Genomic DNA, 15,816 nt, shown 5'->3' on the forward strand with positions numbered 1-15,816 from the left:
ATTCACCGTGACTCCTCGCTCAGCTTCTGCCATTTGATCTGACGGCGCGTCTTGTCATGCACTTGTCCTGCAAGCTGCCCGCAGGCGGCGTCGATATCATCGCCGCGGGTCTTGCGCACCGTTACCACATAACCAGCGGCGATCAGAGTATCACGGAAACGGCGAATCTGCTCACTGCGAGAGCGGCGGTAGCCTGAGTTGGGGAAAGGGTTGAAGGGAATCAGGTTGAACTTGCACGGCACATCCCGGACCAGCGCCAGCAACTCTTGCACATGACGGTCAGTATCATTGACACCGTCCAGCATCACATACTCAAACGTCACGAAATCGCGTGGCGCTTTTTCCAGATAGCGCAGACAGGCAGCCATCAGTTCCCGCAGCGGGTACTTCTGGTTAATGGGCACGATTTCGTCACGCAAGGTATCGTTCGGCGCATGCAGGCTGACCGCCAGCGCCACCGGACAATCCTCACGCAAGCGATCCATGGCGGGTACAATACCCGAGGTCGACAAGGTAACTCTACGGCGGGACAGACCATATGCGTGGTCATCCAGCATCAGGCGCATGGCAGTCACGACATTGTCGTAATTGGCCAGTGGCTCCCCCATCCCCATCATCACCACATTGGAAATGATGCGCTCCCCTTTGGGGTCATGCCCGAGGGAACGATTGGCCCACCACAGCTGGCCTATGATCTCGGCCACCGACAGGTTGCGGTTGAAACCCTGCCGCCCGGTGGAGCAGAAGGTACATTCCAGCGCACAGCCCACCTGGGAAGAGACACACAGGGTGCCACGATCATCTTCCGGAATGAAGACAGTTTCGATGGCACCGGCCGTACCCACATTCAGCGCCCACTTGCGAGTACCATCTTCTGACTGCTGCTCAGCCACCAGCGTAGGTGGCGTGATCTCACAATGGCGCGCCAGCTTTTCCCGTGTCGCTTTGGCAATGTCGGACATGTTCTCGAAATCCGACTCGCCAAACCGGTGAATCCAGCGCAGCAATTGTTTGGCGCGGAAAGGCTTTTCGCCCTGCTCCACCAGAAAGGCGGTCATGCCCGGCAAATCAAAATCCAGCAAATTGGTCATGCTCACCTCACTGACACCTCGCAGCCTCACCCTGCATCAGCAGGCCGCGCCATAAAAAACGATGGCGTCGACCCTGCCTAGCAGTCGACGCCCTTTACCCGGAGAACGGTTCGCTTAGCGGCTGAACACGCTCGATTGCGGGAAGAAGTAAGCGATTTCCACTGCAGCGGTTTCCACAGCGTCAGAGCCGTGCACCGCGTTGGCATCGATGCTGTCCGCAAAGTCAGCACGGATGGTGCCCTTCTCGGCCTTCTTCGGGTCGGTTGCGCCCATCAGTTCGCGGTTCTTGGCGATTGCGCCTTCACCTTCCAGCGCCTGGATCATCACCGGGCCGGATACCATGAAGTCCACCAGATCCTTGAAGAAGGGGCGCTCTTTGTGCACAGCGTAGAACCCTTCGGCTTCCGCACGGGACAGATGCGCCATGCGCGCAGCCACCACCTTCAGGCCTGCTTTTTCAAAGCGGCTGTAGATTTCACCGATCACGTTCTTGGCAACAGCGTCCGGCTTGATGATGGACAGGGTACGTTCGATAGCCATGAGATACTCCAGCGACAGTTCAGATTCAAAAGCCCACACATAGCGAGCGGATCAAAGTTAATCGCCGAGTATACCAGACATTCATCTCCTGCGCATGACATGCACGCCATCAAGGCCGCAAGGTTTTGTCCATCCACACCACCTCATCATCAACACCGGCGGGATAAGGCTCACGCCCACATTCCGAGTACCCCAGCCGGGCGTAAAAAACCAGGTTGCCCGGCAGTCGACGTCGCGTCCCCAGTTGCAGATGCCGTACGCCCGCAGCCATGGCCTGCTGCTCCAGCGCCCTCACCAGGCATCGCCCCACCCCCGTACCCTGTTGGTCAGGGTGCACTGCAATGCGCTTGAGCCATGCCCGACCATCGATCATGACCCAGGCCCCGGTTGCAATCGCCTCCTGGCCAGCACGCACCAAAAGGGTGCCGCCGGGGCGCTGCAAACTGGCGTGCAAGCTTGCTTCATCCATGTCCAGCGCAGTCGGACGGCTTGGCAGAACCCCGACGTAGGGCAGGAACGCCGCCTGTATCAAGCGATACACGGCGGGAATATCTGCAGATGCCACCCGCTCCACCAACCAGCCTGCCTCCAGCTGCATGACTCACTCCACTTTGCCGAAAAACCCTGAGCAGCAGGAACCATGCCATCATGGGCTAAGCCTGTTTGACCCGCCCTTCCGGCAGCATGAGAAACCAGCGCACGAAGTCATCCGCCGGCATGGGCTTGGCATACAGATAGCCCTGCACCTCGTCGCAGCCCAGTTCACGCAAATGGTCGGCCTGCTCGGGCGTTTCCACCCCCTCGGCGATGACTTTCAGATTAAGGCTTTGCCCCAGCTTGACGATCATCTCCGGAATGGAGGCACGCTCGGACTGGCGCCCCAGGTCGTTGACAAAAGCGCGATCAATCTTCAACCGGTTCACGTCCAGTCGCTGCAAATAGCTCAGTGAAGAGAAGCCGGTTCCAAAGTCATCTATGGCCACCGTGATGCCCAGCGCCGTTAATTGGCGCAACACGGTGCGCACTTCGTCGATCCGGTGCATGGCCATCGACTCAGTCACCTCCAGCTCGATCATGTCGGGCGATACCCCCAGCTCGGTCAGTGCACGCTTCACCATGGAGACAAAGCCCTGATGACGGAACTGGGACAGCGACACATTGACGGCCATGCGCAAGGCCCCCACCCCAAGTTGCTGCCATTCCAACTGCTGCAGGCAGGCGGTGCGAAATACCCATTCCCCCAGGTCGATGATCAGGCCGGAATACTCTGCCAACGGGATGAAGCGGTCTGGCGGTACAAACTGCCCATTGGGCAGCTGCCAGCGTAACAGTGCCTCCACCCCGATGACCTGTCCGCTGCTCAACTCAATCTGGGGCTGGTAATACAACTGCATGCCCTGCCCTTCGATCACTGCGCGCAAGTCATGCAGCATGGTGAGGCGCTGGCGGGTCTCCGATGCCATTGCCTGCGCATACCAGACAAAGCGGCCCCGCTGATCCTGCTTGGCGCGATTGAGCGCAATATTGACATCCTTCAGCGCCCCGATGCCGCCACCCGTTGTCTCCGACAACTGCGCCAGCCCCACGCTGACCTTGATCCGCAGGAAGTAGGCGTTGACGGCAAACGGACTGTTAAATAGATCAATGATGCGCTGCGGGTCCAGCGCTCCGCTAGGACAAAGCAGGCCAAAGGTGTCAGCCCCTACCCGCGCAATCAGCACAGCGTCGCCAAAGGTCTCCTTCAGCCGTTGCCCAATGGCCTTGAGCAGCAGATCACCATTGGCATGACCCAAGGCATCATTGATCTCTGAAAAGTGGTCAATGTCCATCAGCGCCACACAGTGGCTGGGGCGTTGCTCACCCTCCAATGCCTCATCCAGCAGCGCAATGAAGCGCGCCCGATTGGCCAGCCCGGTCAACGGGTCGGTGTAGGCCACCGCATTCAGCTTCTGAAACAGGGTCACATTCTCGAAGCCGATTGAAATGTTGGCACAAAACACTTCAATCAACTGACGATCGTCATCGGTCAGGTGTTGATTGCTGGCCAGGTAAACCACTGCTTCGCGGTCTGATACCCCTTTGAGGTACAGCACAGTGCAATGCGGCTCATACAGATTGCCTTGCGCCATCACGGCACGATGAATGGCATCCAGCACCGCAGGGTTGGGCATGGTGCTCAGGCGCTGGTTAATCAGGTGACCATATTGGCCAGCGGCACCGACGATATACCAGTCCTCACGCTGCGTAGGCTCCAGCGGTGAGCCGTTCTGGGCACAGATCAGGCCGTCTGGCCGCAAGCCCAGCAAGGCAGACAGCTGGGTCAGCACCCCTTCAGAGAAAGCCTCCAGCGCCCGTCGCGCAAACAGATCGGCCGCCGAGCGAACAATCAGGTTCAGGCCCCGACGGCTGTTGGAGATCATGCGAATCTGCTCAAAACAGCGTATGGCCGTGGTCAGCGTGGTGACCAGTCGGGTCAGGGTCAGCTCGGATTTGGTTTTGTAATCGTTGATGTCATAGTCGCGGATGGCGGCAAGTTCCGGCGCATACCCTGGCTGCCCTGTCCGCAGGATGATGCGGGTTTCAGTCATCATCAGCTCTTCACGAATCACGCGCACAAAGCGCAGCCCGCTGTCCTCTGACTCCATCACCACATCAAGCAGGATCACCGCAATATCCGGCACACTGGACAGGATCAGGCGGGCATCCGCTGAACTGTGCGCATGCAGGAAGGTCAAGGGTTTGCCCAGAATGACTTGGTCTTTCAGCGCAAAGGTGGTGGCGCGGTGCACATCCTCTTCATCATCCACAATCAATACCCGCCAACCCGCTTCAACGTGCTCAACCCCAGCCGTCTCCTCGTCCTCTAGGTCCAGCCACTCATCACCTTCATTTCGCGTGAGATGGATCATGTTGCCCCCGCTGTTTCTGGCTCCGGCGCTACCATCGGCAGCTCCATGATGAAGGTGGCACCCGCCCCTGGCGTGCTTTCCACCCGGATCTTGCCACCCAGTATCCGGTTGACGATGCTATAGACGATATGCAAGCCCAAGCCGCTTCCTCCCTGTCCCAGCTTGGTGGTGTAAAAGGGATCAAATATGTGGCGCTGTTGCTCTAGCGCAATGCCACGCCCATCATCCTGCACCACCAGCTGCACCCAGCCATCACGCAACACCTGCCCGCGAATGAGGATGGTGCCGGCGGGCCGCCCCTCAAAACCGTGCAATATCGCGTTATTCACCAGATTGGTGATGATCTGGCCGAGCGGCCCCGGAAAGCTGTCCAGCTTCAGACCAGCATCAACCTCAAGCTGAATCTGGTAAGGTGTCTTCTTGAGGCTGGTCGCCAGCATGGCCAGCACCTCTTCCAGTGTTTGCAACAAGCTGAACTGTCGGCGTTTGGCGCTGGTCTGATCCACGGCCACCTGCTTGAAACTGGCGATCAAATCCCGCGCCTGCTCAAGGTTGCGGAACAACAGCTCACCCGCCGTCTGGCTGGACTCAAGATACGACTGCAACGTGGATTTTTTGATGCTGCCTCCCTCCATTTGCTGCATGAAGGTTCGGGTCAACTCCACCAAGGTGCTGGTCACCGTGACGCTATTGCCAATCGGGGTGTTCAGCTCATGCGCCACCCCCGCCACCATGGCCCCCAGCGCTGCCAGCTTCTCCGTCCTGACCAGTTCGTCTTGCGCCAGTTGCAGGGTGTTCAGTGTTTCGGCCAAATCACGGTTGCTGCTTTCCAGTGCCCGGGTACGGTCACGCACCCGCTCCTCCAGCCGCGTCGTCAATTCACGCACGGCGCGCTCATTGGCACGCAACTCGGTGACGTCACGCACCATGATGATCATCAGACGCTGCCCCACCGCCTGCGCAATTCTGGACGTCACCTCCCCAACAAAGGTGAGGCCATCGGCTCGACGCAGCATCAGATCCTGGCGGGATACCGTGCCCGCACGCTCCATCTCCTCGCGCAAGGCCACCCATTGCCTGGGCTCCTGCCAGATCTCCAGCTGCCCCGCCACCGCCCCGACACTGTCGTCTCGGGAATAGCCGGTAGTAGGTAGCCATTGTTCGTTGACATCCACCACCCGGTCATCTTGCAAATCAACAATGAAAATCACATCCGGCAGCATGTGAAACACCCGCGAGAACCGCTCCTGGCTGTCACGCAATGCCATTTCAATTTCACGCTGCTCGGTGACATCCTCCATGGTGCCCACCACACCAATGCTACGTCCATCCTCAATGGTGGGAATGATGTGCACCCGGGTCCAGATGATGCGGTTATTCGGGTGGACAAAACGCCGCTCGGACACCACCTCCCGCTGACGACTCAGCAGCGAGTACCAGTTGTCGCGCAGAATGTTCACATCGTCTGGATGCACATGCTCCAGCACCACATGCCAAGTCTTGCCCAGCAGCTCTCCTGGCAGCATGCCGGTCAAGGCACAGTAACGGGCGTTGACAAACTCAAAGCAGCCTTGCGCATCGGTGGCAAACACGCCAAACATGGACGCTTCCGCAAAGCCGGCGAAACGCTGCGAGGTCAGCGCCAGCTCATTGCGCAGCTGGTTGACCTCCGAGACGTCCAGCGCCAGCGCATAGATTTCCGGATCCCCCTGCCGGTTAAGGATGGGCACTTGGGTAACATACACCGCAATGCCCTCGCCCCCCTTGGTCCGCACCAGCCATTCCTGGGGTGCGGGTGCATCCCCTGAGGCCAGGGTGCGACGTATCAGGTCAATATAGGCCGGCCGATCTGCAGCCGTCAGTAACAGCTGTTCAAGCTGTTTGCCCAGAGATTCAGCAGACTCATAACCAAACATACGGGTGCAGGCCGCATTCCAGTAATTCAACTGCCGATTGGCATTGATGCCGAACACCGCCACATTGGGCACCACATCAAACACCCGGCGAAACCGCTGCTCGCTGGAAACCAGCGCGGATTGCACTTTTTTGCGCTCGGTAATATCCACTGCCACCATCACCACCTGCGGCTGTCCGTCTTCCTCTTCCCGCACCGCCGAGACCAGCACAGACAGCAGCGAGCCATCCCGCTGCTGCATGTTCAGCTCCACCCCGCTCAACACGCCACTGATTTGCAAGCGTGGGTAGCCTATGTCCATCATGTAGCGGCGGGCATCTTCAGGCCAATACTGCAAAGCGGAGCTGTTCAATACCTCCGACCGGTCATAGCCGAGGGTACTGAGCCATACACTACTGACGGCGGTAATCAGGTGATCACCATCCTCCACATGCAGGATGACCGGTAAGGCCTCATAGCGCAGCTGCTGCTGGCGCAATCGTTCAACCAGCTGCTCCGCCATCATGGCTCGCGTCTTGACCAGCCCTTGCACCTCTTCCTCGACATGATCGAGTTGCACGCGACTCAGACGGGTCTGCTGCTGTAGCAGCGCCAGCGCAAGCACCACCGGCCCCAGTTCAGACACCCCATGCAGCGCGGGGACCATCACACGCAGCAACAGGCTCAGGGTGTACACCACATAAAAAATCAGGAGCAGGGTGTGGCGTTCCCGCCGCATGTTCTGCAGGTGGAGCAGCAGAAACACCAGCAGGACAAACCCCGGCAACAGCTCCGGCCAACCTGACAGGCCGGCCACGCGCAGCAAGGCTAGGCCTTTCAGGACGGGCAAGACCATTGCCGCTCCGGCGCACCACTGCCAGAGGGCCAGTCGCAGGCGCTGGGGGCGATATAAAGACTCCAGTACCACAGCCCAGGACAAAGCCACCAGGATGTGGGTAAACGCGGCAAGAACCGGCCACTGCATGGACCACAGCAGCTGGCACAGGTGCAATGCAACTTCCAGCAGCAGCGCCAGGCAGGCAAGCCAGGCCGTGCGCGCATGCGTCCCATACCCCGCCAGCAGAGCCAGCATGGCGGTTACAGTCACCGCAACAACACCGGTGTATAGGGAGGCGTCAGCCAACGTCTTCACCTTTTCCAGTCCTCGCTTCATTAAAGAAGATCAGGACCGAAAAACCAAGGACGAGCTGGCGAAGGGGTCTAGGGCTGGCCGGGACGGGAGGCTGCCCGGCGGGCCGCAAAAAAGCCGGTCAGCAGTTGCGCGCACTCAGCGGCCATCACGCCGCCTACAACGGTGGCATGATGATTCAGGCGCTCATGGGAAAACAGGTTCAATTGGCTGCCGCAGGCCCCGGTCTTGGGGTCTGCCGCACCAAACACCACGCGGGCAATGCGGGCATGCAGAATCGCCCCACTGCACATGACACAAGGCTCCAGCGTGACGTAGAGGCTGGCGCCGGGCAAGCGGTAGTTGCCCAGGCTGCGCGCAGCCTGGCGAATCGCCATGACTTCGGCGTGAGCCGTCGGGTCGTGCCGGGCAATCGGTTGATTGTAGCCGCGACCGACAATCTGGCCGTCCACCACCACCACCGCGCCGACAGGCACCTCGCCCAGTTCCGCAGCACGGGAGGCACAGGCCAAGGCCTCGCGCATGAAAATTTCATCACTCATGGCAGGCAGTATAGCGCCAGCACCACCGACCGTCGCTCAGAGGAAATGGCAAACGTAGTGCAAGGTCTCGCTGACGTCGATGTCAAACTGACTGTTGGCCGGAACGTCAAAGTGCTGACCACCGCGAAAGGCCTTCCAAGCCTGACCCGGCAATCGAACCTGGCAGGCACCAGCCACCAGTTCCATGCGTTCTGCCGCCCCCGTAGTGAAGGTGAGCTGCGCCGGGAAAATGACGCCAACTGTTTTGCGGCTGCCATCCGGCAGGGTAACAGCATGGCTGACACACTTGCCATCAAAGTAGATATTGGCCTGCTTTTGGACCAGGCCTGGCCCCAGTGTGTCGCTCATGATTCCCCCATCAGGTTTACGGTCAAACCAGCTTGGTCAGCACCGTTTTGATAATGAAGCCCACTGCCCCCATGCCCAGGCTGCTGAACATGACCATCGTTCCATAACGCCCGGCCTTGGATTGCTTGGCCAAGTCATAGACGATGAAGCCCATGTAACAGATCAGTGCGGCAACACCGAATTGAAGCCCCAGGGTGGAAATGGTTTGTTCGTTGAGTTGCATGATAAGACGATTTGAAGTTCAGAAACCGGTTTAGCAGATATTGCTTTGCAGCAATCTTAACCGATAACTTAGCTCGCAAACCAGTCTTGACACGCCTTGAAAAGGCTGAAATACGCCACTCAGGCACCAGCAATGGCTGCGACATGATGTCGCAGCGCAATATTTGTCACGGGGACTCACCCAAAGCAAAACAGCCACTCCCGATACAGAAGTGGCTGTGCGAAATCCTGGGGGTGTCACTCAGGCAGGCAGGGGCTTGCCTGAGCCTCGCAGGATTACTGCTTGATGCTCAAGCGACGGGCGCCATCAAATCGCTTCACCCAGTAGCTGTCACTGATGCTCACCACCTGCACGGACTTGCCGGCGCGTGGTGAGTGGATGAATTTACCATCACCCAGATAAATGCCGACATGGGAGAAGGTACGACGCATGGTATTGAAAAATACCAAGTCCCCCGGCTGCAGCTCATTCATGCCCACCATCTTGCCGACACCGGCAATCTCGGCGGCACTGCGCGGCAACACCATGCCCAGCGACTGGCTGACCACATAGCGGACAAAACCGCTGCAGTCCAGCCCGGTCTCCGGGCTATTGCCCCCAAAACGGTACTTGACCCCGATCAGCGACAGGGCTGACACCAGCATATCGTCAGACTTGCTCTTGACAGGAGCCTCTGCCTGGGCGCTATCGTTGCCCTGCTCGCCTTGAGTGGGTATGCTGAAGTTATTGAAAATGAGCTGGGAAAGCGGATCGTCATCCGCCTGCGCACCGCCAAAAGCCAATAACAAACAAGCACTTAGGGTGAGTGTCAGTTTTTTCATGGCTCAACTGTAATGTACAATGACGATGGTGTAAAGCAATCAGGTCAAGTTTGACCGACATCCGCCACCACACCAGCTACCCCATTCTTCACCCCGACAAGCAAGGATTTCCGGGCATGCTGCGAGAAACCCTGAGTGCGATGCGTGATCTCCCCCGCCTGCGGGAAGTCAGCTCGGTTTTGATTCGTTATGGCATGGGCGACTTCTTGCGTCGCTTGGGCATCACCGGCCTGCTGGAGCGTGCCGGGCAGATTTTGCACATTCCGAGCAAACCCGAGCGCGAGCAGCAGGAGGCTCCCGTACGCCTGCGCAAGGCGCTGGAAGAGCTGGGCCCCACCTACGTCAAGCTGGGTCAAGTGCTGGCCACCCGCTCCGACCTGTTCGGGGCCGACTGGATTACCGAGTTCGAAAAGCTGCAAAGCCATGTCCCCCCGGTACCCTGGGAGGAACTGCACCCCACCCTGACCGCGGCGCTGGGTAGTCCGCCGGAAACCCTGTTCGCCCAGATCAACCCTGAGCCCTTGGGAGCGGGCTCCATTGCGCAAGTTCATCTGGCACAGTTGCATAATGGTGATGCGGTCGTGGTCAAGGTGCGCCGTCCCGGCATCCGCCCCAAAATCGACGCAGATCTGCGCATCCTTGGCTACATTGCCCAGCTGGTCGAGCTGGAGTTTCCGGAAACGCGCCGTTACCGCCCCAGCCAGATCGTCGAGCAATTCGCCAAGTCGCTGCGCCGCGAGCTGGATTTGGCTACCGAAGCGCGCAATATGCAGCGCTTTGCCGCCAATTTTGCAGACGATCCGCACATTCTGGTACCCCAAGTGTATTGGGAGTACACCAACGAACACGTCAATGTGCAACAGTGGATTCAGGGCATCCCCGGCAACCAGCTGTCAGAGCTGGCTCCCAATGGGCTGGATCGCCGCACGCTGGCGGCACGTGGTGCCGATAGCGTATTGAAGATGATCCTGATCGACGGCTACTTTCATGCCGACCCGCACCCCGGCAATGTGTTCTACCTGCCCAGCAACCGTATCGCCTTCATTGACTTTGGTATGGTGGGCTGGCTGTCGCAGACCCGGCGCGATCAGGTCGTAGACTTGCTGGCAGCGCTCTCCCGCCGCGACGCCTATGGCATTGCGGATGTGCTGCAGGAGTGGGTGTCCGGCAATACGCTGGACGACGAGCAGCTGGCCTCTGACATCAACGAATTCATTTTCAATTATGAGCATGTCTCCCTGCAGGACCTGCGCATCACCAGCCTGCTGACCGATATCGTCACCATCATGCGGGAGCATGAGATTGCCCTGCCTGCAGACATGACCTTGCTGTTCAAGGCCCTGATTACCCTGGAAGGCCTGGGCCGCCAGCTGGACCCGCAATTCCAGATGGTGGAGCACCTGACGCCCTATGTGAAAAAGGTCATCCTGCACCGTTTCCACCCGGAAACCCTGCTGGCAAAAGGCAAGCATGGCCTGCGCGAAGCTTTCGGGCTACTGTCTGGCGTGCCACGCGACCTGGGCCGCCTGCTTAAAGAATTACGCCGCGGCAATGTACGCATTGACCTGGACCTGAAACGGCTGGACAGTTTTGGCCATCAGCTCGACAAAAGCGCCAACCGGCTGACCCTGGGGATCGTCACCGCCGCCCTCATCATCGGCTCCTCAATTGCCATGACCGTGCCGGGCGGGCCCAAGACCTTTGGCCTGATTGCCTTCATTCTGGCGTTCTTCAACAGCCTGTGGATCATTTTTTCGATCTGGCGATCCGGTAAAAACTGATCTGCTGCAACAGCGAGGAGGCCATATGCCACTGACACGTCGTGAACTCTGTAGCGGGCTGGTGCTGCTGGCTGCCTGCCCCGGCATGGCCCTGGCTGCAGGCCCGGTTAGCCTGACCCTGCATTACCGTACAGCGCAAGATCTGCTGCCGGTACTGCGTGAGCAGTTCCCGCGGCTCAGCCTCTCCGCCTGGCAAGGCCAGCTGCTGGCTAGCGGCGACCCGGCAGAGCTGGATCGCCTGCAACAGACCCTGCCCCTACTGGACACCCCGGCGCGCCAGCTGCGCATTCAGCTGCGTCAGCGACTGACAGGACAGGACGAGCAACAGCAATTTGAGCTACAAGGCCAGGTGACAATCGGCAAGCATGGCCAGCTTATTCTAGGTACCGGCAGCAGTCGCATCGGACAGCAACAGGGGCAGCGCTCACGAGAACTGACCCAGACCCTGATGGGGCAAGCAGATACGCCACTCGCCTTTAGCCTCAGCCAGCAACGGCTGATGACCCAAAACGGCAACAGCAGCTGGCAGGAAGCGCAAAGCGGTTTCACGCTGCAGGCCAGCGTACTGGGCGGCACCTATCGCGTCCAGCTCAGACCACAGCTCTCGGCATTTCAGGGCAATACGGTACAGCTGCAGCAATTACAGACTACCGTGGATGTACCACAACGCGGCTGGTTCGCCATTGGTGATGCACTGGAGCAGCTAGACCAACAGCAGCGGCAACTGCTGGGGCAACGCAGCACCGAGCGTACGCAGCAATATCAGGTCTGGATACAGATCGACACCCTGCCCTGAACCCGCCATTGAAAAAAATCCGCGCAGGGGCTTGACCACAGGGCGGAAGGTCTTTAATATTCGGCCTCTCTTGTTCCCTGATAGCTCAGTCGGTAGAGCGACGGACTGTTAATCCGCAGGTCCCTGGTTCGAGTCCAGGTCGGGGAGCCAAGACACAATTCACGCAGTACACACCTGTTCCCTGATAGCTCAGTCGGTAGAGCGACGGACTGTTAATCCGCAGGTCCCTGGTTCGAGTCCAGGTCGGGGAGCCATATCATCTTCGGCGTTTCAGCCAAATCACAAGCAAGCAAATCCTTACACCGGAAAGCCAGTATCCCGGCATTTCTGCACGTGCCCGTCACACCCTCTCAGCGCCAGACTCCAACAACAGACCCGATCAAGCCGCTTTCTCATGGCACATGCGCTGCCTGTGCATGCAAAAAACGCTATCCGACACTGCGTCCAGTACGGCACGCCAAAGCAATGGGCCACCTTTTCTGCAAGCCGCAGAAACAACACTTTAAATCAGCAGGAAAACAGGCCGGACCGGCCAGAGAAACACGAGAAAAACAGAGATGGTCGGGGTGGAGAGATTCGAACTCCCGACCCACTGGTCCCAAACCAGTTGCGCTACCAGGCTGCGCTACACCCCGACCGAGAGCCAGAGACTATACCGTGTGTTGCGCACCGCGTCAAATACCGAAATGAGAAAAGCGGTTTTATGCGATAATGGCGGCTCCCCGGTGCAAAGAGAGCCTACTTCCCCATGAGCGCACGCATTCTGGACGGCAAAGCCGTCGCCGCCCGTATCATTGAGCAACTGGCCCAGCAGACCGAGCGTCTGACCCAGGCTGGCAAACGCCCGCCCGCGCTGGCCGTGGTGCTGGTTGGCGAAGATCCGGCCTCCGCCATCTACGTGCGCAGCAAGAAGCAGGATTGCGCCAAATCCGGCATTCGCTCCATCTCCCATGAATTGCCTGCCAGCACCAGCCAGGAAGCACTGCTGGCGCTGGTGCACAGTCTGAATGCTGACCCGGAAGTGGACGGTATTCTGGTGCAATTGCCACTACCGGCGCATATCGACGCCGATGCGATTACCGCTGCCATTGACCCCGCCAAGGATGTGGATGGTTTCCACTCCTACAATATTGGCCGTCTGGCCCAGAAAATGCCGACACTGCGCCCCTGCACCCCCAAGGGCATGATGACCCTGCTGGCAGAAACGGGTGAAAACCTGGTCGGCAAGGATGCAGTGGTGGTCGGCGCCAGCAATATTGTTGGCCGGCCCATGGCCCTGGAGCTGCTGATGGCCCGTTGCACGGTAACCATCTGCCACAGTGCCACGCATGACCTGCCCGCCAAGGTACGCGGTGCCGACATTGTGGTGGCCGCTGTCGGCCGCCCACAGTTTGTGAAGGGCGACTGGATCAAGCCGGGAGCCATCGTGCTGGATGTGGGCATCAACCGGCTGGATGATGATCGCATCACCGGTGATATTGAATATGAGGTTGCACGCGAGCGCGCCAGCTGGATCACGCCAGTACCGGGTGGCGTAGGCCCGATGACCCGCGCCTCATTGATGGAAAACACCTTCATCGCGGCGGGTCATACCCTCTGATCCGGCACATTTAATCCGGCAAGTAGCGACGCAGCCAGCCCTGCATCCCCGTGAGACTGGCGGCCCGGTTATCCTCACGCGCCCGGTCTGCGGCGGCGGGCGCAGAGCTTTGTACGCCGATCAGCACCCATTGCCCGTCCTGCTGCATCAGCAACGGCGAGCCACTGTCCCCAGCCAGGGTATCACAACGGTGGGTCAGCACATGGTCAGGTGTCAGCGCAGTCACCCGGCACCCCGGATGCCCCAGTAGATGGGTCTGGTCATCGTCCGGATAGCCTGCCTGGGTCACACGCCAGCCTGTCTTGGCAAGGGCTTGCCGCAGATCAGCCTGATTGCCTTTGAACAGGGCAATGGGCTGTATCGGGAGCGCATATTGCAAGTGCAACAGCGCGTAATCCAGTGATGAAGCTTCGTTGCGGATGGACAAACCATCTGCATGTACGCGCAGGCCCGCACGCAAAGCGGGCTGTAGATAGCGCTTCACCACCCGCACATGGGCTGCCACCCTCTCCCCCTCCAGGCCAAAATCAACACCAATGACCGGGTCTGGCCTGCCCTTCTCATCAAACAGGCAATGCCCGGCTGTCAGCGCCCATTGCGAGGCAACCAGACTGACCGTACAAATCTGCCCGGAGCGGGTCTCCAGCTGGCCCAGCGCAGACCACGGAGCCTGCTGCACCGGCATGCGAACCCGCTCGTCGCGCCCAAAGAACAAAGGGTTTGCCTGTGCCAGCGCGCTACACATCAGCATCCCGATGGCCCATCTCAGGTACGACATGACCTGCTCCTGAATTCCATCCCAAAAACAAACCGGGTGGCCTGATCAGGCCACCCGGCTGTGCGGTAACGTCTGCAGCCAATGCTTGCAGCAGCGCATCAGGCTTTCTTGGCAGCCTTCTTGGCTACCTTCTTATGCTTCTTGGCAGCCTGGGTCTTTTGCTCAGCCTTCTTGGCTACCTTCTTATGCTTCTTGGCAGCCTGAGTCTTTTGCTCAGCCTTCTTGGCAGCCTTCTTGTGCTTCTTGGCGGCCTGGGTCTTTTGCTCCGGCTTCTTCTCAGCCTTCTTCACCACTTTTTTGGTAGCTTTCTTTTCAGCTTTCTTGGCTTCCGGCTTGGCAGCCGCGGTGGAGGCCGGCGCTTCAGCCACCGGAGCAGCAGCCGGCTTGGTGGCTGGGGTGGTAGCGAACACCGAGGTGGACAGGGCGGCAGCAATGATCATGGAAACCAGTTTGTTCATGATAAACCTCTCTTTGTATACGCTTGAACTTGCCACCACCAAACCGGCGGTAGCACCGTGAGTCACATTGAGCCACAATCCAGTTCTAGCTTCTGTTTCCAAATGTTTCGGCTGTGTAACGACATGTAACAACAGATGGCAACAATCACCGTGCTGACCGACAATACAGGTCATGAACTCGACCCTGGTTTTTGTGGAAGACGATGCCGAGCTGGGCGCTTTGATTGCCCAGTTTCTGGGGCAACATGGATTGGAGGTTCAACTCTGCCCGCGTGGTGATGAGGCGGTAGCAACCATCCTGCGCCTGCAACCTGCGCTGGTGCTGCTCGACATCATGCTGCCCGGCAAGGATGGCCTCACGGTATGCCGCGAGCTGCGCCCCCAATACGCCGGCCCCATCATCATGCTCACCTCACTCGATAGTGATATGAACCAGATCCTGGCGCTGGAAATCGGGGCGAATGATTTCGTGCTCAAAACGTCCCCGCCCACCATTCTGCTGGCCCGTATCCGCAGCCAGCTGCGGCAGAGCACAAGCACGGTGGCCCCCCCGCTGCAGGCAATCAAGCCAGCCAGCAGCCTGTCTGTCGGACCATTGACGCTGGACCTGACTCAGCGAGAGGCCTGGCTGCAACAACAGGCACTGCACCTGTCGACCACCGACTTCGACCTGTTACACCTGCTGGTGTCCCGTGCCGGGCAGGTGCTCAGCCGGGATGAATTGCTGCACGCCATGCGTGGCCTCAGCTATGACGGTATCGACCGCAGCATTGACATCGCCATCTCCCGCCTGCGCAAGAAGCTGGGAGATGACCCGCATGAGCCACGACTGATCAAGACCGTACGCAACAAGGGCTACCTGTTGATGGCGACAGGGTGGTAATA

General features: G+C 59.1%; 15 protein-coding genes and 3 tRNA genes. 6 read left to right on the forward strand and 12 right to left on the reverse strand.

What is annotated here, in order from left to right:
* Positions 1–2 precede the first annotated feature (2 nt).
* The 9 genes from rlmN to ACE3O2_RS11285 all read right to left on the reverse strand — a co-directional run bounded on the left by rlmN (position 3) and on the right by ACE3O2_RS11285 (position 9,518).
* Entirely contained in the window at positions 3–1,091 is a 1,089-nt protein-coding gene (gene rlmN / locus ACE3O2_RS11245; RefSeq protein ID WP_168877079.1) for a 23S rRNA (adenine(2503)-C(2))-methyltransferase RlmN, read from the reverse strand.
* A gap of 114 nt (positions 1,092–1,205) precedes the next feature.
* Positions 1,206–1,631, reverse strand: a complete 426-nt coding sequence (ndk, locus tag ACE3O2_RS11250; RefSeq protein WP_168877080.1) for a nucleoside-diphosphate kinase — start codon at positions 1,629–1,631, stop codon at positions 1,206–1,208.
* Positions 1,632–1,740: 109 nt separating this feature from the next.
* Positions 1,741–2,229: a GNAT family N-acetyltransferase gene (locus ACE3O2_RS11255; protein WP_374337540.1), complete on the reverse strand. Its 489-nt coding sequence runs from the start codon at positions 2,227–2,229 to the stop codon at positions 1,741–1,743.
* Between the two features lie 55 nt (positions 2,230–2,284).
* Complete coding sequence (locus tag ACE3O2_RS11260; RefSeq protein ID WP_374337543.1) at positions 2,285–4,540, reverse strand: EAL domain-containing protein; 2,256 nt, start codon at positions 4,538–4,540, stop codon at positions 2,285–2,287.
* On the reverse strand, positions 4,537–7,608 hold the full coding sequence (locus ACE3O2_RS11265) for a PAS domain S-box protein (RefSeq protein WP_374337545.1): 3,072 nt from the start codon (positions 7,606–7,608) through the stop codon (positions 4,537–4,539). The genes ACE3O2_RS11260 and ACE3O2_RS11265 overlap by 4 nt, the downstream gene beginning before the upstream one ends.
* Before the next feature lie 47 nt (positions 7,609–7,655).
* A complete protein-coding gene (gene tadA / locus ACE3O2_RS11270; RefSeq protein ID WP_374337547.1) occupies positions 7,656–8,126 on the reverse strand; it encodes a tRNA adenosine(34) deaminase TadA in 471 nt (156 codons plus the stop codon).
* Positions 8,127–8,162: 36 nt separating this feature from the next.
* Positions 8,163–8,477, reverse strand: coding sequence for a pyrimidine/purine nucleoside phosphorylase (locus ACE3O2_RS11275; protein WP_374338094.1), 315 nt, complete (start codon positions 8,475–8,477; stop codon positions 8,163–8,165).
* Positions 8,478–8,496: 19 nt separating this feature from the next.
* Complete coding sequence (locus tag ACE3O2_RS11280) at positions 8,497–8,697, reverse strand: DUF2788 domain-containing protein (protein WP_374337549.1); 201 nt, start codon at positions 8,695–8,697, stop codon at positions 8,497–8,499.
* Between the two features lie 275 nt (positions 8,698–8,972).
* Positions 8,973–9,518 carry a C40 family peptidase gene (locus tag ACE3O2_RS11285; RefSeq protein ID WP_168877086.1) on the reverse strand — a complete coding sequence of 182 codons (546 nt, stop codon included), beginning with the start codon at positions 9,516–9,518 and terminating at the stop codon, positions 8,973–8,975.
* 116 nt (positions 9,519–9,634) lie between these two features.
* Here ACE3O2_RS11285 and ACE3O2_RS11290 point away from each other — a divergent pair, with 116 nt between their 5' ends.
* From ACE3O2_RS11290 to ACE3O2_RS11305, 4 genes are all read left to right on the forward strand, one after another.
* On the forward strand, positions 9,635–11,299 hold the full coding sequence (locus ACE3O2_RS11290) for an ABC1 kinase family protein (RefSeq protein WP_374337551.1): 1,665 nt from the start codon (positions 9,635–9,637) through the stop codon (positions 11,297–11,299).
* 25 nt (positions 11,300–11,324) lie between these two features.
* The gene (locus ACE3O2_RS11295; RefSeq protein ID WP_374337553.1) at positions 11,325–12,095 is read left to right on the forward strand and encodes a secretin N-terminal domain-containing protein; all 771 of its coding nucleotides are present in this window, start codon (positions 11,325–11,327) and stop codon (positions 12,093–12,095) included.
* Between the two features lie 74 nt (positions 12,096–12,169).
* Positions 12,170–12,245: transfer RNA gene (locus ACE3O2_RS11300), tRNA-Asn, on the forward strand.
* Positions 12,246–12,273: 28 nt separating this feature from the next.
* Positions 12,274–12,349 (forward strand) — tRNA-Asn (locus ACE3O2_RS11305).
* A 304-nt stretch (positions 12,350–12,653) separates the two neighbouring features.
* On the opposite strand, the gene ACE3O2_RS11310 is transcribed toward ACE3O2_RS11305, so the two are convergent.
* A tRNA-Pro gene (locus ACE3O2_RS11310) sits at positions 12,654–12,730 on the reverse strand.
* 113 nt (positions 12,731–12,843) lie between these two features.
* Between ACE3O2_RS11310 and folD the strand changes: the two genes are divergently transcribed.
* Positions 12,844–13,695 carry a bifunctional methylenetetrahydrofolate dehydrogenase/methenyltetrahydrofolate cyclohydrolase FolD gene (gene folD, locus ACE3O2_RS11315; protein ID WP_168877089.1) on the forward strand — a complete coding sequence of 284 codons (852 nt, stop codon included), beginning with the start codon at positions 12,844–12,846 and terminating at the stop codon, positions 13,693–13,695.
* A 10-nt stretch (positions 13,696–13,705) separates the two neighbouring features.
* Here the strand turns inward: folD and ACE3O2_RS11320 are convergent, their stop codons facing one another.
* Together ACE3O2_RS11320 and asr are read right to left on the reverse strand one after the other, a co-directional pair.
* On the reverse strand, positions 13,706–14,473 hold the full coding sequence (locus ACE3O2_RS11320; RefSeq protein WP_374337555.1) for a serine protease: 768 nt from the start codon (positions 14,471–14,473) through the stop codon (positions 13,706–13,708).
* A 98-nt stretch (positions 14,474–14,571) separates the two neighbouring features.
* On the reverse strand, positions 14,572–15,105 hold the full coding sequence (gene asr, locus ACE3O2_RS11325) for an acid resistance repetitive basic protein Asr (protein WP_374337557.1): 534 nt from the start codon (positions 15,103–15,105) through the stop codon (positions 14,572–14,574).
* On the opposite strand from asr, the gene rstA reads away from it, so the two are divergent.
* Entirely contained in the window at positions 15,104–15,814 is a 711-nt protein-coding gene (gene rstA, locus ACE3O2_RS11330; protein WP_374337559.1) for a two-component system response regulator RstA, read from the forward strand. The two genes, asr and rstA, sit on opposite strands and share 2 nt — an antisense overlap.
* Positions 15,815–15,816: the final 2 nt, after the last annotated feature.

Source organism: Leeia sp., from assembly GCF_041909055.1.
Classification (GTDB): domain Bacteria; phylum Pseudomonadota; class Gammaproteobacteria; order Burkholderiales; family Leeiaceae; genus Leeia; species Leeia aquatica.

Bases quoted from the DNA above. Each gene is read 5' to 3' on its own strand.
- ACE3O2_RS11290 (WP_374337551.1), top strand. From the start codon at position 9,635: ATGCTGCGAGAAACCCTGAGTGCGATGCGTGATCTCCCCCGCCTGCGG.
- ACE3O2_RS11285 (WP_168877086.1), bottom strand. From the start codon at position 9,518: ATGAAAAAACTGACACTCACCCTAAGTGCTTGTTTGTTATTGGCTTTT.
- ACE3O2_RS11260 (WP_374337543.1), bottom strand. From the start codon at position 4,540: ATGATCCATCTCACGCGAAATGAAGGTGATGAGTGGCTGGACCTAGAG.
- ACE3O2_RS11265 (WP_374337545.1), bottom strand. From the start codon at position 7,608: ATGAAGCGAGGACTGGAAAAGGTGAAGACGTTGGCTGACGCCTCCCTA.
- ACE3O2_RS11255 (WP_374337540.1), bottom strand. From the start codon at position 2,229: ATGCAGCTGGAGGCAGGCTGGTTGGTGGAGCGGGTGGCATCTGCAGAT.
- rlmN (WP_168877079.1), bottom strand. From the start codon at position 1,091: ATGACCAATTTGCTGGATTTTGATTTGCCGGGCATGACCGCCTTTCTG.
- ACE3O2_RS11280 (WP_374337549.1), bottom strand. From the start codon at position 8,697: ATGCAACTCAACGAACAAACCATTTCCACCCTGGGGCTTCAATTCGGT.
- folD (WP_168877089.1), top strand. From the start codon at position 12,844: ATGAGCGCACGCATTCTGGACGGCAAAGCCGTCGCCGCCCGTATCATT.
- rstA (WP_374337559.1), top strand. From the start codon at position 15,104: ATGAACTCGACCCTGGTTTTTGTGGAAGACGATGCCGAGCTGGGCGCT.
- ACE3O2_RS11295 (WP_374337553.1), top strand. From the start codon at position 11,325: ATGCCACTGACACGTCGTGAACTCTGTAGCGGGCTGGTGCTGCTGGCT.
- ACE3O2_RS11320 (WP_374337555.1), bottom strand. From the start codon at position 14,473: ATGTCGTACCTGAGATGGGCCATCGGGATGCTGATGTGTAGCGCGCTG.
- asr (WP_374337557.1), bottom strand. From the start codon at position 15,105: ATGACCTGTATTGTCGGTCAGCACGGTGATTGTTGCCATCTGTTGTTA.
- ndk (WP_168877080.1), bottom strand. From the start codon at position 1,631: ATGGCTATCGAACGTACCCTGTCCATCATCAAGCCGGACGCTGTTGCC.
- tadA (WP_374337547.1), bottom strand. From the start codon at position 8,126: ATGAGTGATGAAATTTTCATGCGCGAGGCCTTGGCCTGTGCCTCCCGT.